Annotated in this window: 19 protein-coding genes; 8 read left to right on the top strand and 11 right to left on the bottom strand. The window is 35.0% G+C overall.

Features of this window, described 5'->3' with window-relative positions; translation table 11 throughout:
* Positions 1 to 11: 11 nt before the first annotated feature.
* From DSM00_RS06775 to DSM00_RS06765, 3 genes are all read right to left on the bottom strand, one after another.
* Positions 12 to 395 (bottom strand): rhodanese-like domain-containing protein, encoded by a 384-nt coding sequence (locus DSM00_RS06775; RefSeq protein WP_128757265.1) that lies wholly within the window; start codon positions 393 to 395, stop codon positions 12 to 14.
* A 4-nt stretch (positions 396 to 399) separates the two neighbouring features.
* Positions 400 to 1,818: an MBL fold metallo-hydrolase gene (locus tag DSM00_RS06770; RefSeq protein WP_128757264.1), complete on the bottom strand. Its 1,419-nt coding sequence runs from the start codon at positions 1,816 to 1,818 to the stop codon at positions 400 to 402.
* A 91-nt stretch (positions 1,819 to 1,909) separates the two neighbouring features.
* Entirely contained in the window at positions 1,910 to 5,575 is a 3,666-nt protein-coding gene (locus DSM00_RS06765) for a hypothetical protein (RefSeq protein ID WP_128757263.1), read from the bottom strand.
* A 391-nt stretch (positions 5,576 to 5,966) separates the two neighbouring features.
* Here DSM00_RS06765 and DSM00_RS06760 point away from each other — a divergent pair, with 391 nt between their 5' ends.
* The 4 genes from DSM00_RS06760 (at position 5,967) to DSM00_RS06745 (ending at position 8,857) form a co-directional block, all read left to right on the top strand.
* Entirely contained in the window at positions 5,967 to 7,304 is a 1,338-nt protein-coding gene (locus DSM00_RS06760; protein WP_128757262.1) for a 2TM domain-containing protein, read from the top strand.
* Positions 7,305 to 7,406: 102 nt separating this feature from the next.
* Complete coding sequence (locus DSM00_RS06755) at positions 7,407 to 7,721, top strand: 2TM domain-containing protein (RefSeq protein WP_128757261.1); 315 nt, start codon at positions 7,407 to 7,409, stop codon at positions 7,719 to 7,721.
* An 18-nt stretch (positions 7,722 to 7,739) separates the two neighbouring features.
* A complete protein-coding gene (locus DSM00_RS06750; RefSeq protein WP_128757260.1) occupies positions 7,740 to 8,069 on the top strand; it encodes a 2TM domain-containing protein in 330 nt (109 codons plus the stop codon).
* A gap of 29 nt (positions 8,070 to 8,098) precedes the next feature.
* Positions 8,099 to 8,857 carry a LytR/AlgR family response regulator transcription factor gene (locus DSM00_RS06745; protein WP_128757259.1) on the top strand — a complete coding sequence of 253 codons (759 nt, stop codon included), beginning with the start codon at positions 8,099 to 8,101 and terminating at the stop codon, positions 8,855 to 8,857.
* Here DSM00_RS06745 and DSM00_RS06740 read toward each other — a convergent pair.
* The 6 genes from DSM00_RS06740 to DSM00_RS06715 all read right to left on the bottom strand — a co-directional run bounded on the left by DSM00_RS06740 (position 8,854) and on the right by DSM00_RS06715 (position 14,873).
* Positions 8,854 to 10,185, bottom strand: coding sequence for a DUF2254 domain-containing protein (locus tag DSM00_RS06740; protein WP_128757258.1), 1,332 nt, complete (start codon positions 10,183 to 10,185; stop codon positions 8,854 to 8,856). The genes DSM00_RS06745 and DSM00_RS06740 overlap by 4 nt on opposite strands.
* A gap of 52 nt (positions 10,186 to 10,237) precedes the next feature.
* A complete protein-coding gene (locus tag DSM00_RS06735; RefSeq protein WP_128757257.1) occupies positions 10,238 to 11,443 on the bottom strand; it encodes an LETM1-related biofilm-associated protein in 1,206 nt (401 codons plus the stop codon).
* 437 nt (positions 11,444 to 11,880) lie between these two features.
* Entirely contained in the window at positions 11,881 to 12,690 is an 810-nt protein-coding gene (locus DSM00_RS06730) for an anti-sigma factor (protein WP_128757256.1), read from the bottom strand.
* Between the two features lies 1 nt (position 12,691).
* Positions 12,692 to 13,222, bottom strand: a complete 531-nt coding sequence (locus DSM00_RS06725) for an RNA polymerase sigma factor (protein WP_128757255.1) — start codon at positions 13,220 to 13,222, stop codon at positions 12,692 to 12,694.
* A 92-nt stretch (positions 13,223 to 13,314) separates the two neighbouring features.
* Positions 13,315 to 13,896 (bottom strand): superoxide dismutase family protein, encoded by a 582-nt coding sequence (locus DSM00_RS06720; protein ID WP_128757254.1) that lies wholly within the window; start codon positions 13,894 to 13,896, stop codon positions 13,315 to 13,317.
* 101 nt (positions 13,897 to 13,997) lie between these two features.
* Positions 13,998 to 14,873, bottom strand: coding sequence for a diacylglycerol/lipid kinase family protein (locus tag DSM00_RS06715; RefSeq protein ID WP_128757253.1), 876 nt, complete (start codon positions 14,871 to 14,873; stop codon positions 13,998 to 14,000).
* 64 nt (positions 14,874 to 14,937) lie between these two features.
* Between DSM00_RS06715 and DSM00_RS06710 the strand changes: the two genes are divergently transcribed.
* A complete protein-coding gene (locus DSM00_RS06710; RefSeq protein WP_128757252.1) occupies positions 14,938 to 15,915 on the top strand; it encodes an App1 family protein in 978 nt (325 codons plus the stop codon).
* Positions 15,916 to 15,976: 61 nt separating this feature from the next.
* On the opposite strand, the gene DSM00_RS06705 is transcribed toward DSM00_RS06710, so the two are convergent.
* A complete protein-coding gene (locus DSM00_RS06705) occupies positions 15,977 to 19,177 on the bottom strand; it encodes a WD40/YVTN/BNR-like repeat-containing protein (RefSeq protein ID WP_128757251.1) in 3,201 nt (1,066 codons plus the stop codon).
* A 182-nt stretch (positions 19,178 to 19,359) separates the two neighbouring features.
* Here DSM00_RS06705 and DSM00_RS06700 point away from each other — a divergent pair, with 182 nt between their 5' ends.
* The 3 genes from DSM00_RS06700 to DSM00_RS06690 all read left to right on the top strand — a co-directional run bounded on the left by DSM00_RS06700 (position 19,360) and on the right by DSM00_RS06690 (position 22,742).
* On the top strand, positions 19,360 to 19,959 hold the full coding sequence (locus DSM00_RS06700; protein WP_128757250.1) for a fasciclin domain-containing protein: 600 nt from the start codon (positions 19,360 to 19,362) through the stop codon (positions 19,957 to 19,959).
* A gap of 175 nt (positions 19,960 to 20,134) precedes the next feature.
* The gene (locus DSM00_RS06695; RefSeq protein ID WP_128757249.1) at positions 20,135 to 21,256 is read left to right on the top strand and encodes a vWA domain-containing protein; all 1,122 of its coding nucleotides are present in this window, start codon (positions 20,135 to 20,137) and stop codon (positions 21,254 to 21,256) included.
* A 22-nt stretch (positions 21,257 to 21,278) separates the two neighbouring features.
* Positions 21,279 to 22,742, top strand: a complete 1,464-nt coding sequence (locus DSM00_RS06690) for a magnesium chelatase (protein WP_128757248.1) — start codon at positions 21,279 to 21,281, stop codon at positions 22,740 to 22,742.
* 62 nt (positions 22,743 to 22,804) lie between these two features.
* Here the strand turns inward: DSM00_RS06690 and DSM00_RS06685 are convergent, their stop codons facing one another.
* Entirely contained in the window at positions 22,805 to 24,676 is a 1,872-nt protein-coding gene (locus tag DSM00_RS06685; RefSeq protein WP_206633792.1) for an OmpA family protein, read from the bottom strand.
* Positions 24,677 to 24,683 lie beyond the last annotated feature (7 nt).

Here is a 24,683-nt window from a genome sequence, read left to right as displayed (position 1 = left end):
TAAATGGATAATCACTTTTCAAATTCAGATTGTGAAGTCCAGTTCAGATAACCACCTTCAAGATCATATATAGTTTGAAACCCAAGTTTTTGCATCAAAGTAGCTGCTTTTCCGCTACGATTTCCTGAACGACAATAAATATAGATAGGCTGTGACTTATCAAATTTTTCAATCTCTGTTATGAAAAGTTCTTCGTTGAGAAAATCGATATTTTGAGCTTTATCTAGGTGACCGCTCTCATATTCTTCAGAAGTGCGTACATCAATTAAAGTCGCATTCGGTTGAACTAAACTATCCTGGTAAGTAGCCTTGTCTAAAATTTGGTGTTTAGAATTCTGTGCATTGACTCCTAAAGTAAATGCCGCAATGATTATAAAGGATAAAATAAACTTCATCAAATTACTTTTTTAGTGTTGATGGGCAAACAAAGTTGGTTGTTTTTAGATCTGTTTCCTTTAAAGATTTATAACCACCTTGTACATCAATTAAATTATGAATTCCACGACTTTTTAAAATACTGGCAGCAATCATACTACGGTAACCACCTGCACAATGAATATAAAAATCTGTGTTTGTAGGGAAATCTTTTAGATGTTTATTTATAAAATCTAGGGGAGTACTTTGTGCAATCTTTAGATGTTCTGCTTCGAATTCACCTGGTTTACGTACATCAAAGACCGGTGTATTTTCATTTTGATTAACAGCTTTTTCTAATTCAGTAGCTGCAACAGAGTGTACAGAATCAGTTTGTTTATTAGCACTTACCCAAGATTTAAAACCTCCCTTCAAATATCCTATAGTTCCGTCAAAACCTACGCGGGAAAGACGTGTAATCGTTTCTTCTTCTCTTCCTTCTTCTGCAACTAATAAAATAGGCTGCTTTGTGTCTGCTATTAGAGCGCCTACCCAAGGAGCAAAACCACCGTCAATACCTATAAATATTGATCTTGGAATATGAGCTTTGGCATATGCAGATTGTTTGCGCACATCTAAGATTACAGCTCCGGTATCATTTGCGGCTTTTTCAAATGCATCAGGATCCAGCGCTTGTGTACCACGTTCAATAACATCACTTATATCGTCATAGCCTTCTTTATTCATTTTTACATTGAGCGGAAAATAAGAAGGAGGAGGTAGTAAGCCATCTGTAACTTCGGCAATAAACTCTTCTTTACTCATATCTGCACGTAGTGCATAATTCATCTTTTTCTGATTGCCCAGTGTATCCACGGTCTCTTTCATCATATTTTTTCCACAAGCAGAGCCGGCACCGTGGGCAGGATACACTATAATGTCATCTGCTAGCGGCATAATTTTAGTACGTAAACTATCATATAAAAAACCAGCAAGATCATCTTGAGATAGTTCTTTTGCTTTTTGAGCCAGGTCTGGACGACCTACATCACCTAAAAACAAAGTATCTCCACTAAAAATAGCGTGATTTTTTCCATTTTCATCAATCAGTAAATACGTAGTACTTTCCATTGTATGACCGGGAGTGTGTAGGGCCTTGATGGTAATTGCACCTAATTTAAATTCCTGATTATCTTTTGCGATTATAGCGTCAAAAGAGGGATTTGCCTGAGGGCCATATATGATGTCAGCTCCTGTTTCCTTTGCAAGAGTTACGTGTCCACTCACAAAATCTGCGTGAAAATGTGTTTCAAAAATATACTTGATTTTAGCATTATCTGCTTCGGCACGATCTATATAAGGTTTTGTTTCCCGTAAAGGATCTATAACTGCAACTTCTCCTTCACTTTCAATATAGTATGCTCCCTGAGCTAAACAACCCGTATAAATTTGTTCTATGTTCATCTTATCTATTTTCTTATGCAAAGATAATACACCTCTTCTGGTATACAGTAACTCGGGTTACATAGATTAGAAAATCTAAATTTAAATTGGGTTATGCACCAAATTTTAGAGCAAACTGAAGACGCCCCCCTTCCGAACCGGTAAAGTATCCAAAGCTACTAGATAGAAATTCTCCAATACTAAAATTCACACCTCCACCGTAACTGTCATGCCATCGATTTGAATCTTCATTATTCAACCAAACTCTACCTAAATCGTATCCTAAATACAGATGCGATCGAATAGGAAATAAAGCCGTTTTAATTGGCTTAATTTGATATAATAAATCTACTGAAGAATGCAACATTTGATCGCCTGTAAATCTTCCTAAACGATAACTTCGTAAACCTGAATTACCACCTAATTTTGCTGCTTGATAAAAAGGGATATCATTTCCAAATCGAAGTGCGGCATCTATTTGGGTTTTTAAAATAAGATCTCTGGAGGAATCTATCGCGTTCCAAAAGATAAGTTTTGGATCTGTAGCAAAGACTGTTTCTCGGTTGTCCAGATTATCACTATAAAATCCTGAAGCCTCAAAAAGCATACCTCGTGTAGGAAATTTTTCTTGATCTAAACTCGTGTAGGAATAAATAGATTTTAAAGTTGCATAATTGTTAGAATTCAGATGGTTGTAGTTGTTGAGTAAAAGTGATTGATCAAGGTTATATTGCTGGTAGTTAAAAGACGCCTCAAATGAACTACCATATTCTCCGTTATAATACACACCTGCGCCACCTTCAAATTTTTGCATATTTATGCGATTTTGATCAAAATGGGCTGCGTTATTTTGGGTTTTATTTCCGAAGCCAAAAAAGTTTTCAGTGTAATTATTTGTAGTTGCTAATCCTGAAATTTTAAAATTCCACTCCGGAAAAATATTTGAAAAATGAACTTCACCTTTAAATTGTGCTGCTTGCATTAATGAAAAATAGTGTACATCAGCTACAAATTGTGATGTAAACGGATTGCGCTCAAATCCTAATTTTTGACGTTTAATAATTAGATGTGGAGCTACTCCCCAATCTGGATTATAAGAAACATTTAAACCTACTTGTTTTGCTTCAGAAGGGAGTCTTTCGGTATCATAAATATGGTTCTCATAAACCGAACTAAATCGTACTCGAGCACCTTTATTTTTTTCAATTTTATTCCCTTTTGGTTGATCATAAACGGTAAGATTATTTCCATTCTGTAAGTCATAAATATCATCATTTTGCCCACCTGCAATCACAAGTTTAATTTTACTTTTTGCATCACCTGTGGTGGTAAAACGATCGTCATCATCTAGCCCATAAATCCAAATCTCCTTTGTTTCTTTAGGATTAAAAAGGCGGTCAAAAAGCAAAGCACCATCTTTTCCATCCTCTATGCGATAAGCCTTTATTTGAGTTGTACCGTCTAAATTGCGATTTATATAAAAGTGATCATCCTTATCGGTACCTTTTAAGGTCTGAAATCTTATGTAGTAGTCATAATAGCGCTCTACAATTGCTTTTAAATTCGCTTTTCGTTTCAGTAAATCTTCCTGAATATTTTTCCAGTTTTCATCCTGAACTTCTTCTGGCATATCTTTAAAGGCCTTTGCCACCACTGCTGGGGTTATGTTTTCTTGAATATATACTACTGCATCAAGCCATTCTTTTTTTGAAGTACGTTGCAATACAGCACGATCGAGATTTATGGCACTTTCACTAAATTTTTCTATAAATTCAATATCAGGACCGTAGTTTGCCAGTTCGCGAGTGCTGGGCATAAATTTCTGTAGTTTTTTAATGATTTTTCCATCAAATTTTGAAAACACCTGATCTCTATCTCTTGGGATTGCAATATAATGGGCAACTCCCGAACTGTCTTTTTGCTCTGCCCAGCGCCATTGATCTTCGTGGCGATCCCAATCTCCTACAAGCATATCAAAAACCCGCGCTCGTATATATTCTAGCTCATCGACTCGATTTTTTTCATCTTCACGTATTGCTTCAAAAAGATCTGAGGTACTTTCTACATCTTCATTAAAGCCAAACATATGATCGCCATTAAAATCAGAATCTGGCTTTTCTACGATCATATATAAACGATCTCCATGACTATGATTAAAATCTCCTAATCGAGGCTGTTTAGGTACATAAAAAACTTTAGGATGCGTATGATTTAAATTTGCAGCACCTGCTAGTTTAGGGATTGCAAAAGCTCCATAAGGATGAGCTGCAGTATAAAAGTCTTCTATCAATTGGGCGGGAAGTGTACCTTTAAAATAAGCTTGTGCGTCCAAATCATCATATCCAGATGATTTTAAAAAGGCAAAAGGATCTTTTGCTAAAGCTCGCATATTGTATTCTTTGTCATCTTTATCTACCAAACGTAAAGATTGGGTTTGATTTCCTCCTCCGGCTCGCTCTACTTGAAGTCCGCCATACAGCGTATCTAATATCGCGACTGGTGCTTTAATTTCAACTCCATATAAATCTCTGTAGTGTTTGCCCCATTTCTCTTCAAATTCTGGGGTTACCTTAACGGTCTCTGTTGGGTAAATTCGAGCGGATTCAAATTTTGAAAAGTTAGCAGGTAATGAATCTAAGGGAAAAGGTTTAGGCTGCGCAAATGCTACTTTAGAAAATTTCTCGACTAATTTATTTTGTTCAAGTGTATAATAATGAACGGTTGATGATCCGTTTTTGAAGAGACGCAACTCGGTAAAACCAGGAGCTACCGAAGAAAAATATCCATCTTTTCCTAAGCGAGCATATTCCGTTTTACTACCTGTACCAGAAATAATCTGGCGTATATTTTTATTTACGATATATTGCTGTGAGCGTTCGTGAGCAGAAAGTACAAAAAGTCTGGGAAGATCAATGGCCATTTTTTTGATCTCACGCATTAGGTCATTCATTAATGGATTAAACTGATCTTGCTTTGATAATCCACCCTGGGTTCTCATAAAAGCCCAACCAAATCCAGCCAGGGGAATAAAGGCATTTTCTGCGGAAGGTTTATATAATGATCGTGTACTCATTTCACCACCATAAATCCCATTTGAGAATAGTGGATGATGCATAACAAGCAAAATATTTTTATGTCTAGCTTTTCTGGCTTCGTCTTTTAAAGCTGTAATTAATTGAGTACGCGTTTTTATGGCACATTTATCATTAAAATTTGGATGTTTACTCCAATCTTCAATATACCACTGGGAGTCTACAATAATGATTTCGGTTTCATCATCAACAGTTATTGTTTCTAATGGACAACCATTTTCTGGTTGAAAGTGATTGTCTTTACCAATTTTACTTTCAATATAATCTTCAATTTTTTCTACACCTTTTGCACCTTTATCATTCCATTCATTTTCTCCCGGAATTACAAGCGTCTCTCCATTAAAAGATTTGATTAACGAGATGCTCTGTTCTAGTTGTTCCTCGTTTGTTCCTTTCTTTAAAGCATTTGCATAAATATTGTCTCCCAGAATAACCAAGTAATCTTCTTTGCTTGCGTTGCTGCTTTGCACACTATCAAAGGCAGAAATTAATTTTTTATTCGGCCCACTTTTGCTTGAGCCCAAATTTCCCATTAAATAAACGCTTCGATATGACGAAGTATCACCTGTTGTAGTAATAGTCTTAGTTTTAGTATCTAGGTATTGTGTGCGTTTGCTGGCACAGGAAATTATAATCATTAAACTAATTGCAAACGATAATACCCGAAGTATTTTTTTATGTAACATGAATTGGGGTGTAGGAATTTGAGCAAAAATATTAATTCATTTTGACGTTAAAAGTTTTTATGTCATTGTTAACGTTCTGCTTAAATATAAAGCATGTTACATTTGAGTAGGCTAATTTGACAATTGAGTCAATCCTATTTAGGTTATAAAGCACTGTTTATCATCTTTGATGTATCTAATAATGAAAACAGCTGGCTATGTTTAAACTTATTTTAATAATCGTTAATGCAATCCTACTAGCAGACTCATCAGAAAGTAACTTGCAACCCCGTACAAAGATTGTTGAAAAACATTCAATAGAAACTAGACTAGCTCAACCTTCAACAGTGCTTTTCAGGGATTGTCATAACTTTATAATCTCAACAAAAAATGACCAACTACCTAAGAAAGTATGAATAACATTTTAAAAGAGTTTGGGAAAGCTCTAGTCGTAGGTATTGCAATCTATCTTGTTTTTCTAGCAATACATCTCGCGTTAGGTAATACATTAAGAATAGATAGTAATCTTGTAATAGACTTTTTACAGAGTCTCCTTTATTCAGTCGCGTTGTATATGCTTAATATGGCTGTATTTAGATATTTCTTTAAAAAGCACGTTGATAAGCTTTATTCTTTAAAACATCTTTATAAAGCCATAATTGCAAGTTTACTAGTAACTGTGGTTGGGATATTTCTGGTAAGAATTTTTATAAAATCAATTACTCAAGATATTGATGTCGTACTCTTTGTACAAGAGGAATCATTTTCTGAATACTGGATTCCTATATTCATAGCGTTAGTTTGTAATATTATATTCTATTCTTTTTTCTATTATCGCTACAAGAAAGATCGACAAGTTAAGGAACAGAAAATTATCGCAGGTACTGCATCAGCTCAATTTGATGCATTAAAAAACCAATTAGATCCGCATTTTCTTTTTAATAGTTTGAATGTACTTACCAGTCTAATTGAAGAAAATCCGCAGCAGGCACAAAAATTTACTACCTCGCTTTCTAAGGTTTATAGATATGTTCTGGAGCAAAAAAATAAAGAACTCATAGCAATAGATGAGGAGTTGGCTTTTGCTAAAACGTATATGACACTTTTAAAAATGCGTTATGAAGATAGTATTGTATTCTCAATACCGGATAAGGCCATTAATTCTGCCGCAAAGGTAGTACCACTGGCATTGCAGCTTCTTTTAGAAAATGCTGTGAAGCATAATGTAGTAAGTGATTTATACAAATTACATATCACAATCAAAGAAGTTGATAACTATCTGGTTATTAGTAATAATCTTCAGCCAAAAAAAATAATTGCAAAAAGTAGTGGCGTAGGACTTATAAATATTAGACAACGTTATGCGCTGCTTTCAACGCGTACTATACTTATTGAGCAAAACTCAGAAGAATTTATAGTGAAAATACCGCTGTTAACTCATCAATTAAAACAACCTGTTATGAATACTCAAAATTACTTATCAGAGAAAAAATATGCTCTCGCTAAAGAACACGTAGAAAAACTAAAGGGTTTCTATATAAATCTGGGGCTCTATTGTTTGATTATTCCTATACTCATAGGTTTAAATTTATACAGCACCTCATTTCCCTGGTCGATATTTCCCGCATTAGGATGGGGATTGGGATTATTTTTTCACGGTGCTGAAGTGTTTAATTACAATCTATTTCTAGGCAAGAACTGGGAAGCCCGAAAAATTAGAGAACTAATGGATAAGAAAACGGATAACTAATTACAATTGAGTAAGTAAATTCTACAGTCGAGTATCTAAAACTTGAGCAGATCCAAAGAAGCTATGATATTTGCTCTATATTAATCTTAACAATTAAATCAAATGGAAAACTTAGACAAAGAAAGCAGATACTTTCAGGCTAAAGAACAAGTGAGAGAATTAAAAAAGTTTTATGGTAGTTTAATGAGTTATGTACTCGTTATAGGTGGTTTAGCAGCATTAAATTATTATACAAATGAATTGAGATACCCTTGGTTCTTATGGCCTGCATTTGGATGGGGGATAGGTTTGTTATTTCATGCAGCGAAAGCTTTTAATTGGAATCCAATTGTTTCAAAAGATTGGGAAGAACGAAAAATAAAAGAATTTATGGATCGTGAAGATAAGTCGCAATCAACTATGGGGCGTTGGGAATAAGTTTAAAAAAAAGATAAAATGGAACATTCAAATTATACAGAAGCAGCAAAACGAGTAAAAAAACTCAAAAACTTTTATAATTCCATACCTGTTTATATTGTGGTTTGTCTCGCTTACTTTGCATTTTGTGCCGGTTTATTTGATGACGGAGCGATAAGCAGTTACATCCCGTGGTGGTCACCGGTTATCTTGGCATCCTGCTGGGGAATGGGTCTCCTTATTTATTATTTCTATATTACTCGCGGTAGTAAAATAGAGTATAAGTATAAAAAATGGGAACAGCGAAAAATAAAAGAATACTTAGAGCAGGAAGAAGAAAAAAGCTCTTCTATAAATAACTGGGATTAGACTCTTAATTTATTAATCATTGTATCATTATGAATGTACTTGTTATTGAGGATGAAAAACCTGCTGCAAGGCGTCTTACTCGAATGCTGGAAGCTTTAGATTTAAATGTTCTGGCACAGTTAAACTCAGTAGAAGAAGCCATAACCTGGTTTACAAATAATTCTCATCCAGATTTAATATTCTTGGATATACAATTAAGTGATGGTTTATCATTTGAGATTTTTGATGCCGTTACTGTAACGAGTGCTATAATATTTACTACTGCTTATGATGAATATGCGCTACAAGCTTTTAAATTAAATAGTATTGATTATTTGTTAAAGCCTATAGATGATGAAGAATTGGAAAATGCGGTATTAAAATTTAAAAAACAAAATCCTGTTCAGGCAGATGTAAAGGTGAATTTTGATGATATCCGAAAATTATTAGGTATCAATCCGGTGGAGCGAGATTATAAAAAACGTTTTACCGTTAAAATCGGGCAGCATATAAAGCTAATTAATGTTGAAGATATTGTTTGTTTATATAGCGAAAATAAAGGGACATACGCACGTACACGGGAACAACGCGACTATCTACTGGATACCACGCTAGAGCTTTTGGAAGATGAACTAGCACCAGATCAATTTTTTAGAGTAAGCCGAAAGTACTTTGTAAATATAAAAGCGATAGAGGATATTGTAAGTTATACAAATTCCCGACTGCAGGTAAAATTGAAATCCTGTTCAGATCAAGATATCATTGTGAGTAGAGAACGCGTAAAGGACTTTAAATTGTGGCTATCCTAAGGGTTTAATGCTACAAGCTCTATAGTCGTGGTATTTATCGCAGCAATTTTCTCACGTATTGCAAATACGCCGCTTAGATCTTCTTCATTTGTGATACTTTGCTTTGCATCTTGCAAAATTAAGTTAGCCTCATTAATAATGATTTCCTGAGCATCATCGATTACACTTTCGCTTTGCAATAAGAAATACAAGGCAGTAAGCATCTTGTGCAGCATTATTATATCATGTTTACAATAAATGCGTAAGGGTACAAATACAAAGTAAATAAGCTCTTTAAAATTTATAGTTCTTAAACTTATTACCGCTTGATTATCTTTATTTTTAAAATAACTGAAATCCTTTTTACATAGTCTTAGAGCAAACAATTCTGACAAGTAATCTATACAGGTAATCGCAGTGCCAGGATCATTAATCCCAGGACTCATTGCTTTAATTGCAATTTCAGTGAGCTGTTTAAATCCTAATACATAATTATGAGTTACGATCTCGCTTCGGGAGAAACCAAAGCAAGTAAATAATTGATCTTGTTGTTTTTCATCGAGTTCTATATTACATTTTACAATAGGAATATTCTTTAATATAAAAGTGCCTTTTGCTACCAAGAGTTCAACTTTGCAATTAGCTTCATCACAAAATTCTAGTAGGGCATTAGTCGCTATGGTTTGAAGATAGCCTGTTTTATCAATACGGATAATATTCCAGTCTTCGCTATCCGGAAAATCTTCCTGGCTATATTCTTCATCAGTTTGACTTGTGAGTTCTGTAAGGCGAAGCTTTGCTTTTTGATAAATAGTTTCAATTATCTTATTAATCTGAATGGCTTCAGAAATTGAATGGATAAAATAGATAAACAATGCCAGTACCAGCATACTCAGTATTATTCCTATAAGTACCGAAAAACCTGGAAGCTGATATTTGTTATCTGTAGGTTTAATACTTAGTAGAACAAGAATGCAGTAGATTAATGTAGCTATGTAGTATCCTAAAACGTACTGATGTCTTTTGTTTGATATTAAACCGGGCAGAATTCTGGGTGAATAATTATTAGAAGCTTGATTGAGTAATATCATTACCATAGAAAAACTAAATACCATAAGTGATATTATGCCACCTATAAAAGTACTTAGTAGCGTACGGGCAGTATCTGCATCATTAATGACTAATTTAGGCGCGTTTTCTATGAGAAATTTTGAAATGCCTTGACTTTCTGCATAAAGCATTATAAAACCTAAACAAAGACCTCCAAAGGCAAATAGTGAAGGATAAAAACCTATTTTACCGGTGATATTATTAAATATGAGTTTAACTTTTGTGATAAATTGAAGCATAAAGCGAAGTTGCTAAATAACTTCAATATAATTTAAACTTTCACCCGCTATTTTATATTGTTTCCAGTTCATCATCTAGTCGGTTATCATTAAAGGCAGTGGGAAGTAGTTCGGGTATAAATTTTACTAAAAGCGGAAGTAGAACTCCGCCACCGGGCAGCATAAATATTGCTAATGACGGTACAGTTTTGCAAATACTGAGTAATTGTGTTTTTACCCTCTTTTTCTCATTTTTACTTAAATCTCTAAATGTAGATTGACTCAACAATAATACGAGACCTTTACTCTCAGAAAGCTCTTGCAGCAATCGTTTTTTATTACGTAGAATTAGTATTTTAACTGTTTTTGTAGTTTGCTTGTAAAAATGCTTAACGGGATTACTAGAGTTAAAATAGGCAATTTTATTGCGGTTATTGACTATGAAGCGGTGTACATAATTTGCAGAAGTTTCAATAGTTTGATGAGGTAATTTTAAAGATTTCCCTAAGCTTTTCAGAAATAAATATTCAGAACGATCTATACTAGAATCATGCCATATAGCAAGTGCTGCCATATCTAATAAATATTTCTTCTGAATGAGTTTAGGATAATTTGCGAGTTGCAAATCTTCAATATTTTGTATTTCACGTGATAAACTACTAGAATAGCGTAATGATTTTTCAAATAGTTTAAGTAACAGCTTATCATAATACTCTTTCTCCTCTTTTTGCATAAGAGCCAGCCAGATTGTATTCATAAGTCTGGCTTCTAACTCTTGAGCAAATGTGATACTATTAACCCCTTTGTTAAGAAAATAATCAAATGCAATTACATCTAGAAATAAAAGGGCATTGGTTATAAGATTGCTAAAGTTTTTCTGTAATACCGGAGTATTAGTTTGAATACGTTCTTGTATTATTTTTTCTAATGAAGATGCGTTTGGTTTTGGTTTTTTGAAATAACCAAAATAATGGAATTCTTTAGGGTTAAGTTGAGAGTAAAAATCTGTAATTGCCTCAAAGAAACCATCTTCACTATTAGAATAGTTGAAATATGCAAAATACAGGCTATCGTGAAAGTTGAGTTTTGTTCTTTCTATTTCCGTCCATCGCAAAGGCTCCTGATCGCCATAACTCCAGGTAGTAACAGAAACACCATATAAAAAACCGGTTTCCAGAAGGTTGTTGTAAAATAATTCAAAGTCTGGTTGTCGCTCCAGAATTTTCTTCTTAAGTATAGGTTGGTGTTTTGTTATCCATCCGGGAGATGAAGGATTCATTATAATGTTGTTTTGAAATTAAGTCTGTGTAACTCTTAGTTCGAAAATTATATTGTGTACTTAACAGATTTTCCTTAAATAATCTTTGGTAGCGTTGATAAATGCTGGGTTTATTATATTAACATTCACTTTAACACAAAAAAAATAGAAATAAGAAAACCATAGAAAACGCTATTACGTAAATGTAGTAAATAGATTAAGTTGGGCATTTAACTATTTAAAATTGGAAAAAAATCCAGTTTCCCGATTAGTCGGAATTATGAAAAAGAAAAATGAATATCAATTGGTTAGTTGATTAGTTTTTTTGGATTTTTTGTTAGTTGGAGAACCACCATGTTTTGGAGAAGGCAGGTGGTTCTTTTTTTATGCCCTATTTTTTCTAATTATAAATGCCTCTAGAAAACTCTAGAGGCATTTATAATTATGCGGTATTTTAATTAAGCATTATTCGTAACAACACCTAAAGTATAAAGTTGGTCCATAGTAGGTGTTTCACTACCACCTGCAGGCTCAAGTGTTATTCCAAAAGCTTGAGATTCATTTGGATTATCAAAAGAGAACACTTTATTTTCATTATTAGAGAAGTCCTCTAACAACCCCATACTTGTAGGAGTAAGTGGATCAAGTTTTAAAGACCAAACCTGATAAACCATTCCTTGTGGAGGTTCTGGTAAGCCCAGTGCATCTATATAAGCTTTGTTATTTTCTTTATCCCAGAAAACATTAACATAAGCGTCTGGAGCAACTTGTTGACCGGCAAGAGGCACTTTTGTGACTTTAGGATCTCTAATTACTGCTAATATCGTTTTAGCTTGATTTAAAGAATTTTCTGAATCATCTACTTTAGTCTGCATTATGGCATTCTTAGCCTCTACAACTCGAAGTTCTTGACGTAAATTATTTGTTCTGTTAAGCAGTACAAAGATGCCTACTAAAAAGATCAATGAGGCGGCAACGCTTATGAACGATATAATACGTGCGCGCTTATTAATAGGAGTCGGGTGCATCTGTACAATCCCGCCGTGACTAATTAATTTAGCTTTTATTGCAGCTAGCATCTGCTCAGGATTATAAGGAGCCGCAGCTGAGGCTAAACTTTTTAAAGCTTCTTCAATTTCTGAAACTTCAGTTTCAACCTCTGGATACTGTTTAAGAACCTTAGAAACCTCTTCACTTTCCTGAGGGCTCAAAGCTCCATAAACGTATAATTCAAGGATGCCAGAATTTATATATTCTTGTATATTCATCTTACTCGACTAGTATTTCTCTTAATTTATTTAGACAAAGTCTGTTACGGGTTTTAATAGTACCTAGCGGAATGCTCAACTCTTCAGAAGCTTCTTTTTGCGTATAACCTTTAAAAAATAACAGGTTAATTACTTTTTTACATTCTTCCCCTAAAGTTTTGATGTACTTACTAATACCTATAGCATCCATTTTGTTTGAAAAGCTATTCTTGCTTTCAATAATATCTACGAAATATTCTTGAGTGAGGTTTTTCTTTTGATTTTTAAAAGATTTAGAACGGGTTTTATCGATAGCGGCATTTCGCGCGATATTAAGTAACCACGTAAAAAATCTTCCTTTTTTTGAGGAGTACGAGTCACAATTGTCCCACACTTTAATAAAAACATCCTGTAAAACTTCTTCTGAAGCTTCGGTGTCGTGCAGAACACTATTTATTACTCCAAAAATGCTTTGAGAATACAATGTGTACAAACGTTCAAAAGCTTTTTCATCTTTTTGCTGTAATCTCAGTATTAAATCGTCTGGCTGCATAGCATAAGTTAGTTAAGGCTAAATGTATTAAATAAAACGTAAAAAGCAGCCAAGAAGGCTGCTTTTAGTACTTGATCTATTTTCTAGTAAGATTATTCAATGATTCCACCACAGCTTACACGAGCTCCAGCATCACCACTAGGCTGACTTGTGAAATCATCAGCACCCTGGTGTACTATAAGACCTTTACCTGCAATGTTTTTTGTGTTATCTTCACAGCTAATGCACCACTCTTCTGTAGTCATTGTAATAGTACCATTACCATTGTCATCTGCTTCAAAATTACCGATATCCCCTCTATGGTATCCTTCGCTATCGCCCCATTTACCGTGTGGCATTTTTGTAGGATTCCAGTGTCCTCCGGCAGAAGTACCATCTTCTGCAGAACAATCTGCGTTTTCATGAATATGAATTGCATGAGTACCCGGTTGCAATCCTTCAAAGACAGCAGTCATCACAACTTTACCATCTTCTTCTTTAAAAACAGCGGTACCCTTTGCAGTACTTCCACTTTTAGCATCAAGTGATACGTTTATTTTTTTTACTACCGGTACTTCAGTTGTTTCGGTAGTTTCAGTAGTTGTTACATCCTCTTCCTTATCTTTCTTATCGCTTTTACAAGATGTAAAACCTAGTGTAAGAGCAAGAGAAAAAAGTATTGCGTAGTTTTTCATAATAATATATTTGATTGTTTAGTGTAGCTAAATTAAAGGAATGCAAATCGCTTACCAAAGAATTATAGATAGCTTAACAAAATACATAATTTTTAATTATTCTACGGAATAGCAATTCGTAGTTTATGGGGAGTCATTTTTGCCTCAACAAGCGACTGCTCACCTATAAACTCACCGTCAATTTGAAATGCAATAGGTTTAGTACATTTAATAGTAGCTTCTTTACTACTTATTACCGTTACAAAGTCAGGATCAAGTGGCGCATCATCGTAAAAGGTTTGAATTATACCTTTAATACTGAGATTTTTAAAAATAAGTACTTCAAATAGACCATCATCCATTTTTCCTGTCGGATTAATATTTGCACCGGTTCCAAATTTATTAGCATTTGCTATTGCAATGAGTACACCTTCTTCTTTGTGACTTTTTCCATTAGCAAAAATCTCGACTTCAAATGGGTAATCAGAATTTAATAGGGTAGGTATAGCCTGTAGAAAATAACCCAATTTCCCACGTATTTCAGACTTTTCATAGTTTTTAATAAGCTTAGCATTTACACCTAAATCTGCAATATGTAAACTGGTATAACCATTAATGTCAAGAACATCCAGATCAATAAATGTATCTCCCAGCGCAATGTCAAGTTGGTCTTCTAAGTTTTCAGGAATTAAAAAATTTGAAGCTAATCCGTTTGCAGATCCAGAGGGTAATAACCCAATGTTTATTGAGCGCTCTTTCAAACCGTCTGCAACCTGTCGTATTGTACCATCACCACCAGAAATTAGCACCCGCTTTACATCGTGATCGTCTATATAGTTTGCTATAGCTTCATTGTCATTTTCACCCGTAGTTTCATAAACTAATGGTGTATTTCCATTCGTTCTTACGTGATTTTTAAAAGCCTCGATAATGGGCTTTTTATCGGTGTCTCCCGCAATAGGATTGATTACAAGTAATATGCTCTTTTGTGCTTTCATTAAGTAAATTTCGATTTAAAATTAGGTATTTTGACAACTCGACAACGTTAATAAATTACCAATAGTGAAACTAGATTTACAAGTATACCGAGGTTATGTTAATGACGATGAGCTAATTGTTTTTGGGCACGTTTTTAAATCTTGGGCTCCAGATAAATATCAGGCAGATCGCAAAGGCTTTAAACATGCATTTGCGGTATTGCATATGTTTAGAATCTCTCCCCTTAAGAATGTCGAAGTACAACTAAGATTTAAAAATCTGGAAGTCACAACTCGTACTATGGATGATGGCTATTTTAGATTTACGGTTCCTTTTAATGAAAAATTAGAAAGTGGCTGGCACGAGTATCAGGTTATCTGTAAACTAGATGAAGTAAATTATGGTATTGTTGAAAATGCAGAATTACTGAAACCTTACAAAAGTGAATTAAGTATTATATCAGATATAGATGATACCTTTCTTATTTCGCATAGCGGTAATATTTTTAAAAAGTTATATGTGATGCTTGCTCGTAATGTAAACAAGCGTAAAATATTTGATGATGTAGCTAAGCATTATGCAGCATTAAGCAATAGTGGTCATAAAGAAAAAGGAAAAAGCAATTCGTTTTTTTATGTATCTAGTAGTGAATGGAATCTATATGATTTTATCGTACAGTTTTCAAAACTGCAAGAGTTACCTAAGGCGGTTATTAAATTAAAAGATATTAAAACAGGAATATCAGATTTTCTTACCACGGGAGGAGGAAATCACGATCACAAGTTTGTTAAGATAAAAGATATAATATCATTTTACCCGAAGCAGCAGTATGTGCTTTTAGGTGATGACTCGCAACACGACGCGTATATCTATGAACGTATATGTAAAATATTTCCTTTAAATATTAAGGCCGTTTATTTAAGGCAAACTAAGAGATCGTCAAAACGAAAAATTGCAGATACTTTAAAAAATATTGAACGTATGCAAGTTGCGACTTGCTACTTTAGAAATAGTTCTGAAGCGATTTCTCATTCAAAAAAACTAGGTATTATAGTAAACTAATAAAAAAGAAAATCCCGATTGCAACGAGCAATCGGGATTTTTAATGTTTTATAAAGATTCTTTAAAGCTGAAAAATTTTAACCTCTTTAAAAGGATCAATTTCTAACTGTTGCATCTCATTCTTATAGGAGATCCATTCTTCATTAAAAAACGAATTGACGGTTTGAAGTGCATTATTAAGTTCGTCTTTAGCTTGCTTTATAAGAATAGTTTCCGTTTTAGTTATTCCATTAGGTCTACTTCTTACATAGCTGTTTGCTTCATATATACGATTCAACACAGTGACCTCCTTATTGCGTGTAATTCCCTGTCTGTCATCTTCATTCCCTAAAAATAAAGCAATTTTACTGTCGATTGTTTTTACAATTGCTGTCGAACTATCTATTTGTGCTTCATATCTTTTCTTATCTAATTTTTTAAGATCAGTTATATACCCTTTAGCAATGTTTTTACTTTCGACCAATTGTTTTACAGCATCAGCAGAAATTTGAATCATCTGTTCTAAATTTTTCTGAGCGGTATAAATTTCTTTAATTGCCTCTGATGAAATAGTTAATCTTGGATCGCTTTTAACGGTAATAGATTGTTCATCTTCTAGATCGCCATAATTCATAACGATTCTATAGCTTCCCGGTTTTACAGAAACACCACCAGCTTCTGAAGTACGTTCACGTAACGTGCGGGAGGGTCTGTCGCTGCCTTTTTCATCCATATTCCATCTCATCGTATACGTACCTGCACTATCTGGTGACTTAGTTTTTAAAGTGCGTATTAATTGTGATCCGTCATAGATATTTAAGGTGATACTATCCCATTGAATAGTATTTTCCAAAGACTCGTTTTTTACTGAGTCTTTCTTGACATCTTTATTAGGGATGAAAAGATATTTTATGTGAGCACCGCCGGGTCGATTTTGTCCGTTGAAAGTAGCATCTGCTCCAAATCTACTTCCGGTAGGTTGTTGAGAAGCATTTTGATAGGTCAGGGGAGTGGGGAATACTTCGAGTACCGGTGATTCTGAAGAATTCATTTTTGTGACTAATTGGGTGTCATTTGCCAATGCTCTCAAAGGTTTAAGATCATCTAGCACCCAGATAGATCTCCCAAATGTTGCAATCGCAAGATCATCTTCACGCTCTTGAATAACCATATCTTTTACAGGAACGGTTGGAAAACCATTAGTCCATTTTTGCCAGTTTGCACCTGCATTAAAACTTATATAGAGTCCATCGTCTGTACCTAAAAACATAAGCTTGGGCTGAATTTTATCTTCTAAAATAGAAAGTGTATAACTGCCTACATCTTCCGCTTTAACCAAGCTTTTCCATGTTTTACCATAATCAGTAGTACGGTATGCATAGGGTTTGTAATCAAAACGGCGGTAATTATTGGCTACAAGCAAGGCTTCACCTTTATTTGTGGCAGAAGCTTTTATTTGAGCTATCCAGCTACCTTCGGGAAGACCTTTAATATTTTTTGATACATCTGTCCAGCTTGTACCACCATTTAACGTATAAAATACTTTACCGTCATCAGAACCCGTCCATAGCATATCCTTTTCTACTGGAGAAGGCTCAATTACAAGTATTGTCGTATGATTTTCTGCACCGGTAGCATCCATTGTAAGACCCCCGCTCTCGCTTTGCTTTTGCTTTTCAGGATTATTGGTGGTTAGATCTGGCGATATAACTTTCCAAGTAAGACCTTTATCTGTTGATTTATGCACAAACTGACTCCCAAAATACAATGTGCTGTTATCAAAAGGATCACTATTAATAGCAGCATTCCAGTTAAATCTTAGTTCTACTTCAGGGTCTGGATGTGTAGGACGCACAGAATAGTTATTTCCTGTAATGTGGTCATATCTGCTCACGTATCCTTGCTGACTCATAGACCATCCATACTGTGAATTATCGCGATCTGGTACTACATCAAAACCATCACCAAACGATATTTCCTGCCAGTAGGCATTGCGTATTCCTTGATCTTTCCAGACGTAAGCTGGTCCTCTCCAGCTTCCATTGTCTTGCATTCCTCCATAAACATTGTATGGAAATTCATTGTCAACAGCAATATGATAAAATTGACCTACCGGAATATTTTCCGCAAAGCGCCAAGACTTTCCGCCATCACGGGTAATATTTAATCCTCCATCATTACCATCTATCATAAAATCTGCGTTTGTAGGATGTATATACCAGGCGTGATGATCTGGGTGAACACCATTCTCAACACCGTAAGCCGGCATTAGTTCATTAAAACTTGCACCACCATCTTCAGATACATTAATATATGTAAATACAGTATAGACACGATTTTCATTGTTAGGGGCGACATAGATTTCGGCATAATAGAAAGGACGATTTCCTATCTCATCCATATTATCATTTACTTTCTTCCAGTTTTCACCGCCATCGTTAGATCTGTACAATGCGTTTTTCTTAGATTCTATGTAGGCGTAGACGATATTTGGTTTATTTGGAGCAATGGCAAGACCCATACGTCCTAAATCTCCTTCTGGTAAACCATTTTGTGATGTGATTTCTTTCCAGGTATCTCCACCGTCATAAGTAATGTATAATCCAGATCCTGGACCACCACTATTGAAGAACCAAGGATCTCTCTTATGCTGCCACATTGCAGCAATAAGTTTATTGGAATTAGTAGGATCCATAATTAATTCGCCTGCGCCGGTTTTTTGATCCACATAGAGAATTTTTTCCCAGTTTTTACCGCCATCGATTGTGCGATACACACCACGTTCTTCATGTTCTCCCCAAGGAGAGCCTATAGCGGCGGCATAGACAATATCTGGATTTGAAGGATTAATACGCACCCTATATATATGGCGCGTGTTTTCTAATCCCATACATTTCCATGTTTTGCCACCGTCAAGCGTTTTATAAATTCCGAATCCACCATTAAGACTGTTACGCGGGTTTCCTTCACCGGTACCTGCCCAAACTACAGCTGGATTTGATTGCTGTATTGCCACTGCTCCTATAGAAGCCGTAGCTTCATTTTCAAAAATAGGCTTCCAGGTTACACCCCCAGAAGTTGATTTCCAAATACCACCGCTTGCAGAACCCGCGTAAATAATATCGGGATTATTTGTAACGGCATCAATTGCGGTAATTCGACCACTCATACCAGCAGGGCCTACACTTCGGGGTTTAATATTTTTTAAAAGGTCGAGATTAACCTGTTGACCAAACATGCTTAGCGATACTGCTAAAAAAGAAAGAAGTAATCTTATTTTCATAATTAAAATTAACTGGATTTAGTTTCTAAAGTTAAGAAAATTAAAAAATTAAGATTCAGAATGGCATTTTGATTTTGCATTAACATAAATAAAATACAATTAACAGAAGCTTAAATACTAAAATGTAAAAGAGAACGAATTTCGATATACTTTTGAACAACTAAAATTTAAAATCAACACTTATGAAAAAGATATTTTTAAGTATGGCAGTACTTGCTACTTTAGCATTTACATCTTGCAAAGACAGTGAAAACAAAGAGGCTGATGAAACTATGACCGAAGAGCAAATGGCTATGGAGGCAGAAGCACAAACTGAAGAAACAATGCCAGAGCAGCAGACTATCGCTACTATCGCAATGGATAACGAAAACTTTACAACCCTTGTATCTGCAATTCAATCTGCAGAATTAGGAGAAACTTTAAATGGTTCTGGACCATTCACAGTATTTGCACCTACTAACGATGCATTTAATAAATTACCTGAAGGTACTTTAGAAGGTTTGACTAAACCTGAAAGCAAAGAGAAACTTGCTGGTCTATTAAAATACCACGTAGTTTCTGGAGAGTATATGGCTGCAGATATAGTTAAAGCTATTAAAGAAAACAATGGAAGTTTTGTGATTAAAACTGTACAGGGTGGTGAGTTAACTGCTACTTTAGATGGTGAGAATGTTATTGTAACTGACGCTAGCGGAAGTAAAGCAAAAGTAACTATGGCAGACGTTGATGCTTCTAATGGAGTGATTCACGGTATTGATGCAGTAGTTATGCCAAAAATGTAAGACTTTAATAAGTCACTATTTAAAACCCTTCAGCAATGAAGGGTTTTTTTGTTTTATATGTAATCCTATGCTGTCCAAGACGTCTAATAGTATAGCATATTAAGGTAAATTTTTACGCCTAGCTTTTCGTTACTTTCTAAGGTGAAAAGTCTAAAAATCCGTAATTTTAAGTACTATGAAAAAGGAAAATTTACGCAAGGGTTTTGTATTTAAAACATACGAAGCTCCCGAGCAATCATTGTTTGATCAGTTATTTGAAATTTTCAAAGAGTTGATTACACATACTTCAGGAGATTTTGACGAAGCAATGGATTGGCTTAAAGAACTCGATAAAGAATATAAACTTACTAATCCCGATTATACCTTAGACGATTTTGTTGAAGAGTTAAAGGAACGAGGATATCTTAAAGAAGAAATTGAACCAGACGGTAACGGATCAATTTCTATTACTGCTAAAACTGAGCAAGCTATTAGACAACGTGCTCTTGATCAAATTTTTGGTAATCTAAAGCGTGGAGGTTTAGGTAATCATAAAACCAATCGTGTAGGTAGCGGAGATGAACATACTGGAGAAACCCGCGAGTATCGTTTTGGGGATGGACTCGATCGCGTATCAATGACCGAAAGTTTAAAAAACGCCCAGATAAACAACGGGATGGGCAATTTTGATCTCACAGAACGCGATTTAATTGTTGAAGAAACGCAGCACAAAGCACAAATGAGTACCGTACTAATGATAGATATAAGTCACAGTATGATTTTGTATGGTGAAGATCGCATTACACCAGCAAAAAAAGTTGCCATGGCACTTGCCGAATTAATAACAACCCGGTACCCAAAAGACACAATCGATATTATCGTTTTTGGTAATGACTCCTGGCCTATAAAAATTAAAGATTTACCGTATTTACAAGTAGGTCCTTATCATACAAATACGGTTGCCGGACTTCAGTTAGCAATGGATATATTGAGACGTAAAAGGAATACGAATAAGCAGATTTTTATGATTACTGATGGGAAGCCCAGTTGCATTAGAGAATCTGATGGCAGGTATTATAAGAATAGTGTTGGGCTTGATGAATATATAGTTAATAAATGTTATAGTCAGGCGAGTCAGGCACGAAAACTTAAAATTCCGATCACTACTTTTATGATTGCGCAGGATCCTTACCTCATGCAATTTGTAAGACAGTTTACAGAAGCTAATCAAGGAAAAGCATTTTACACGGGTTTAAAAGGACTAGGAGAAATGATTTTTGAAGATTATGAGACTAATAGAAAAAAGAGAATACGCTAGATAAAGAAAATAAAGTAAGACTATGAGTAAACCAGCAATCAAGACATTAGGCGAATTAAAAAAAGATAATTATACCAGCCGCGGTATTAAAGATGAACTTCGTCAAAATCTATTAAAGAATATCAAGGAAGGAAAGAACTCGTTTGAGGGAATTCATGGTTATGAATATACCGTAATTCCAGAATTAGAGCGTGCGATATTATCAAAACACAATATAAACTTACTGGGGCTTCGAGGACAAGCAAAAACACGTTTAGCCCGTCTTATGGTTCAGTTACTTGATGAATGGGTGCCTGTTGTGGAAGGTTCTGAATTAAATGATGACCCTTACAAACCTTTATCACGTTATGCGATTAATCTAATCGAAGAGAAAGGAGATAACACTCCAATTGATTGGTTACATCGCGATGATCGCTTTGCTGAAAAGCTTGCAACTCCAGATGTGACTGTTGCAGATTTAATAGGTGATGTAGATCCTATTAAGGCGGCAAATTTAAAATTAAGTTATGCAGACGATCGGGTGATTCACTTTGGAATGATTCCTCGTGCCAACAGGTGTATTTTTGTTATTAACGAATTACCAGATCTTCAGGCTCGTATTCAGGTAGCGTTGTTTAATATCTTACAAGAAGGAGATATTCAAATTAGAGGATTTAAGTTGCGATTACCTTTAGATCTTCAGTTTGTATTTACAGCAAATCCCGAAGATTATACAAATAGAGGAAGCATTGTAACACCTTTGAAGGACAGAATAGGTTCTCAAATACTCACGCATTACCCAGAAACTATAGAGATTGCCCGTACCATTACGCAACAAGAGGCTCGTAAAGATGGACGTGGTGAGGAACAAATTTATGTTCCTTCGCTAGCTAAAGATCTTTTAGAGCAAATAAGTTTTGAAGCCCGTGAGAGTGAATATATCGATGTGAAAAGTGGTGTAAGTGCTCGTATGAGTATTACAGCATATGAGAATCTTTTGAGTACTGCAGAACGTAGAGCATTACAGGCAGGAGATGAAACTACCACAGTGCGACTGGGAGATTTTACAGGTATGATCCCTGCAATTACTGGGAAAGTAGAGTTAGTTTATGAGGGAGAGCAGGAGGGAGCAGCTTCCGTAGCAAATATGTTATTAGGTGACGCAATCAAGACCTTATTTGTAACCTATTTTCCAGAAATTAAAAAATTAGAAAAGCAGGATCAAAATAATCCGTATGATCCCATCATTGCGTGGTTCTTTGATCAAACCGATTTTCAATTGTTAGATGATTTAAATGATGCGTCTTATAAAAAAATGCTTGATGAGGTAGCCCCATTGCAAACATTAATAAATACGTATCAACCTGATCTTGACAAAAAAGATCAATACTTTATGAAAGAATTTATTCTATGGGCACTGGTTGAATTTAAAAAACTTAGTAAATACCGCATGTCTGAAGGAATGCGCTTTAAAGATCTTTATGGAAGCTATATAAGCGGACTATAAGTTTCAATTTCCCTTAAAACAAAAAACCCGCTCTAGGAGCGGGTTTTTTTATGTCTATACTATTAATTGATAATCGTAAACTCACTACGTCTGTTAGCATCTTGTTGTGCATCTGAGCAGTTTATAGAATTACAATCATTTATTAAATCTGTCTCTCCATATCCTTTAGCGGTTAGTCTACTTTCTGAGATTCCCTGAGAGATTAAATAGGCTTTAGTTGCTTGCGCCCGACGCTCTGACAATTCGAGATTATAACTGTCTGAACCTTTAGAATCTGTATGTGCTGCTACTTCAACTTTCATTGTAGGATATTTTTGCATAACAGTAACTAATTTATTGAGTATAAGTGCAGCATCATTACGTATTGAAGCCTTATCAAAATCAAAGTATATTTTCTCCAGATTAACTTGAGTCGTGTTATTTCGCTCGTTGTAAACTATAAGGCTATCAGAATCTTTATATGCAAGCATCTCTAATTTAATAACTGTTTTAGTGCTTGGTGAATACTCAATATTCACCTCTTTTTCGGCAGGAGCATAGCCTTCTTTATTTGTTTTAAAATTGTAGGAGCTATTAGGACTTACTTCAAATTTAAAACTTCCGTCTTTTGCAGATACTGCTTTTAAAACAGATCCGGTTTCTGCATTAAACATAGTCACTTCTGCACCTTCTATAGGTCTGGAAGTTTTTTTATCGTCCACATTACCTAATACCAGATAATCGATATTTGGATAAATAGTTAGCGCATATAATTTGTCTTTTCCAGTGCGGTTAGAAGAAACAAATCCTTTTTCTTCTTTCTCATTCAAAATAATGGAGAAATCATCGGCATTAGAATTTAAGGAGGCACCTAAATTAAAAGCTTTCTGAAAGTTTCCATCTTCTAAAACACTTCGGTATATATCTAATCCACCTAAGCCTTCAACTCTATTACTTGCAAAATAAAGGTCTCCATTTTGAGCGATAAATGGAAATTGTTCCAGTTTATCAGAATTAATTTGCGCTCCCAGGTTTTCAGCATTAGTTATACTTCCATCTGGATTAATCTGTGCTTTATAAATATCAAAACCTCCAAATCCACCAGGCATATCACTTGAAAAATACAACCATTCTCCATCGGGACTTATCGCCGGGTGTGTTACCGAATATTTTGAGTTATTAATTTCCAATAACTTTACATCAGACCATTTTGTACCTACCAAAGTAGCGCTGTAGATTTGCAGAACACCTACTTTATTTTTTTCGATACGGGTTAGCTGCGGACTAGTTCTTGTAAAAAACATTCGCTTTCCATCTGGTGAAAATACAGCATTACTTTCGTGAGTATCTGTATTTATAGATCCGGGAAACAATCCTACATCTGTAAGTGCGGATCCAGATACAGTTGCATAATACAAATCTAAAAACGGTTTGCCATCCCACGCATAGTTGGGGCGTTCTGTATTCCGATTAGATGCAAAAACAATTTGTCTGTCAAAATACGTGGCTCCAAAATCATCATAAGCAGAGGATACATCAAGAGGTTGTGCTACAAAATACTGCGGAAGATCTTTTCCTGTGGCTTCAGCATCCTGTAAAATCGAAATAGTCTCGCCGGTATAAATAGATAGCAGCTCATTCGCTTTATCATAATTATTTGTGCGTTTTGCAGCATCTGCATATTTAAAATACGTTGAAAGACTTTGGTTCGGATTTGAAGACCAGGCCTTAGCAAAAGCTGCAGTTGCATTCTCAGCATCGGCTGTATAATAATAAGCATTTGCTAGATTTAATAATGCTGTAGAATCAAGTGTTTCTTCATCCTCATAAGCCGCTATTGCCTCAACATAGGCTTGATTTGCAAAAAGCTTATTAGCTTCTTTTAGTGATTTACTTTGTGAAAATCCTGCTTGAAATACGGTAAGCAGTATAAAAAATAGTGTGTAAGTTCTCATAGTCATT

This window comes from Leeuwenhoekiella aequorea (assembly GCF_004104375.1).
Taxonomy (GTDB): domain Bacteria; phylum Bacteroidota; class Bacteroidia; order Flavobacteriales; family Flavobacteriaceae; genus Leeuwenhoekiella; species Leeuwenhoekiella aequorea.
The sequence above is the reverse complement of the archived record's forward strand: the minus strand, read 5'-3'. Positions and strand labels throughout refer to the sequence as shown.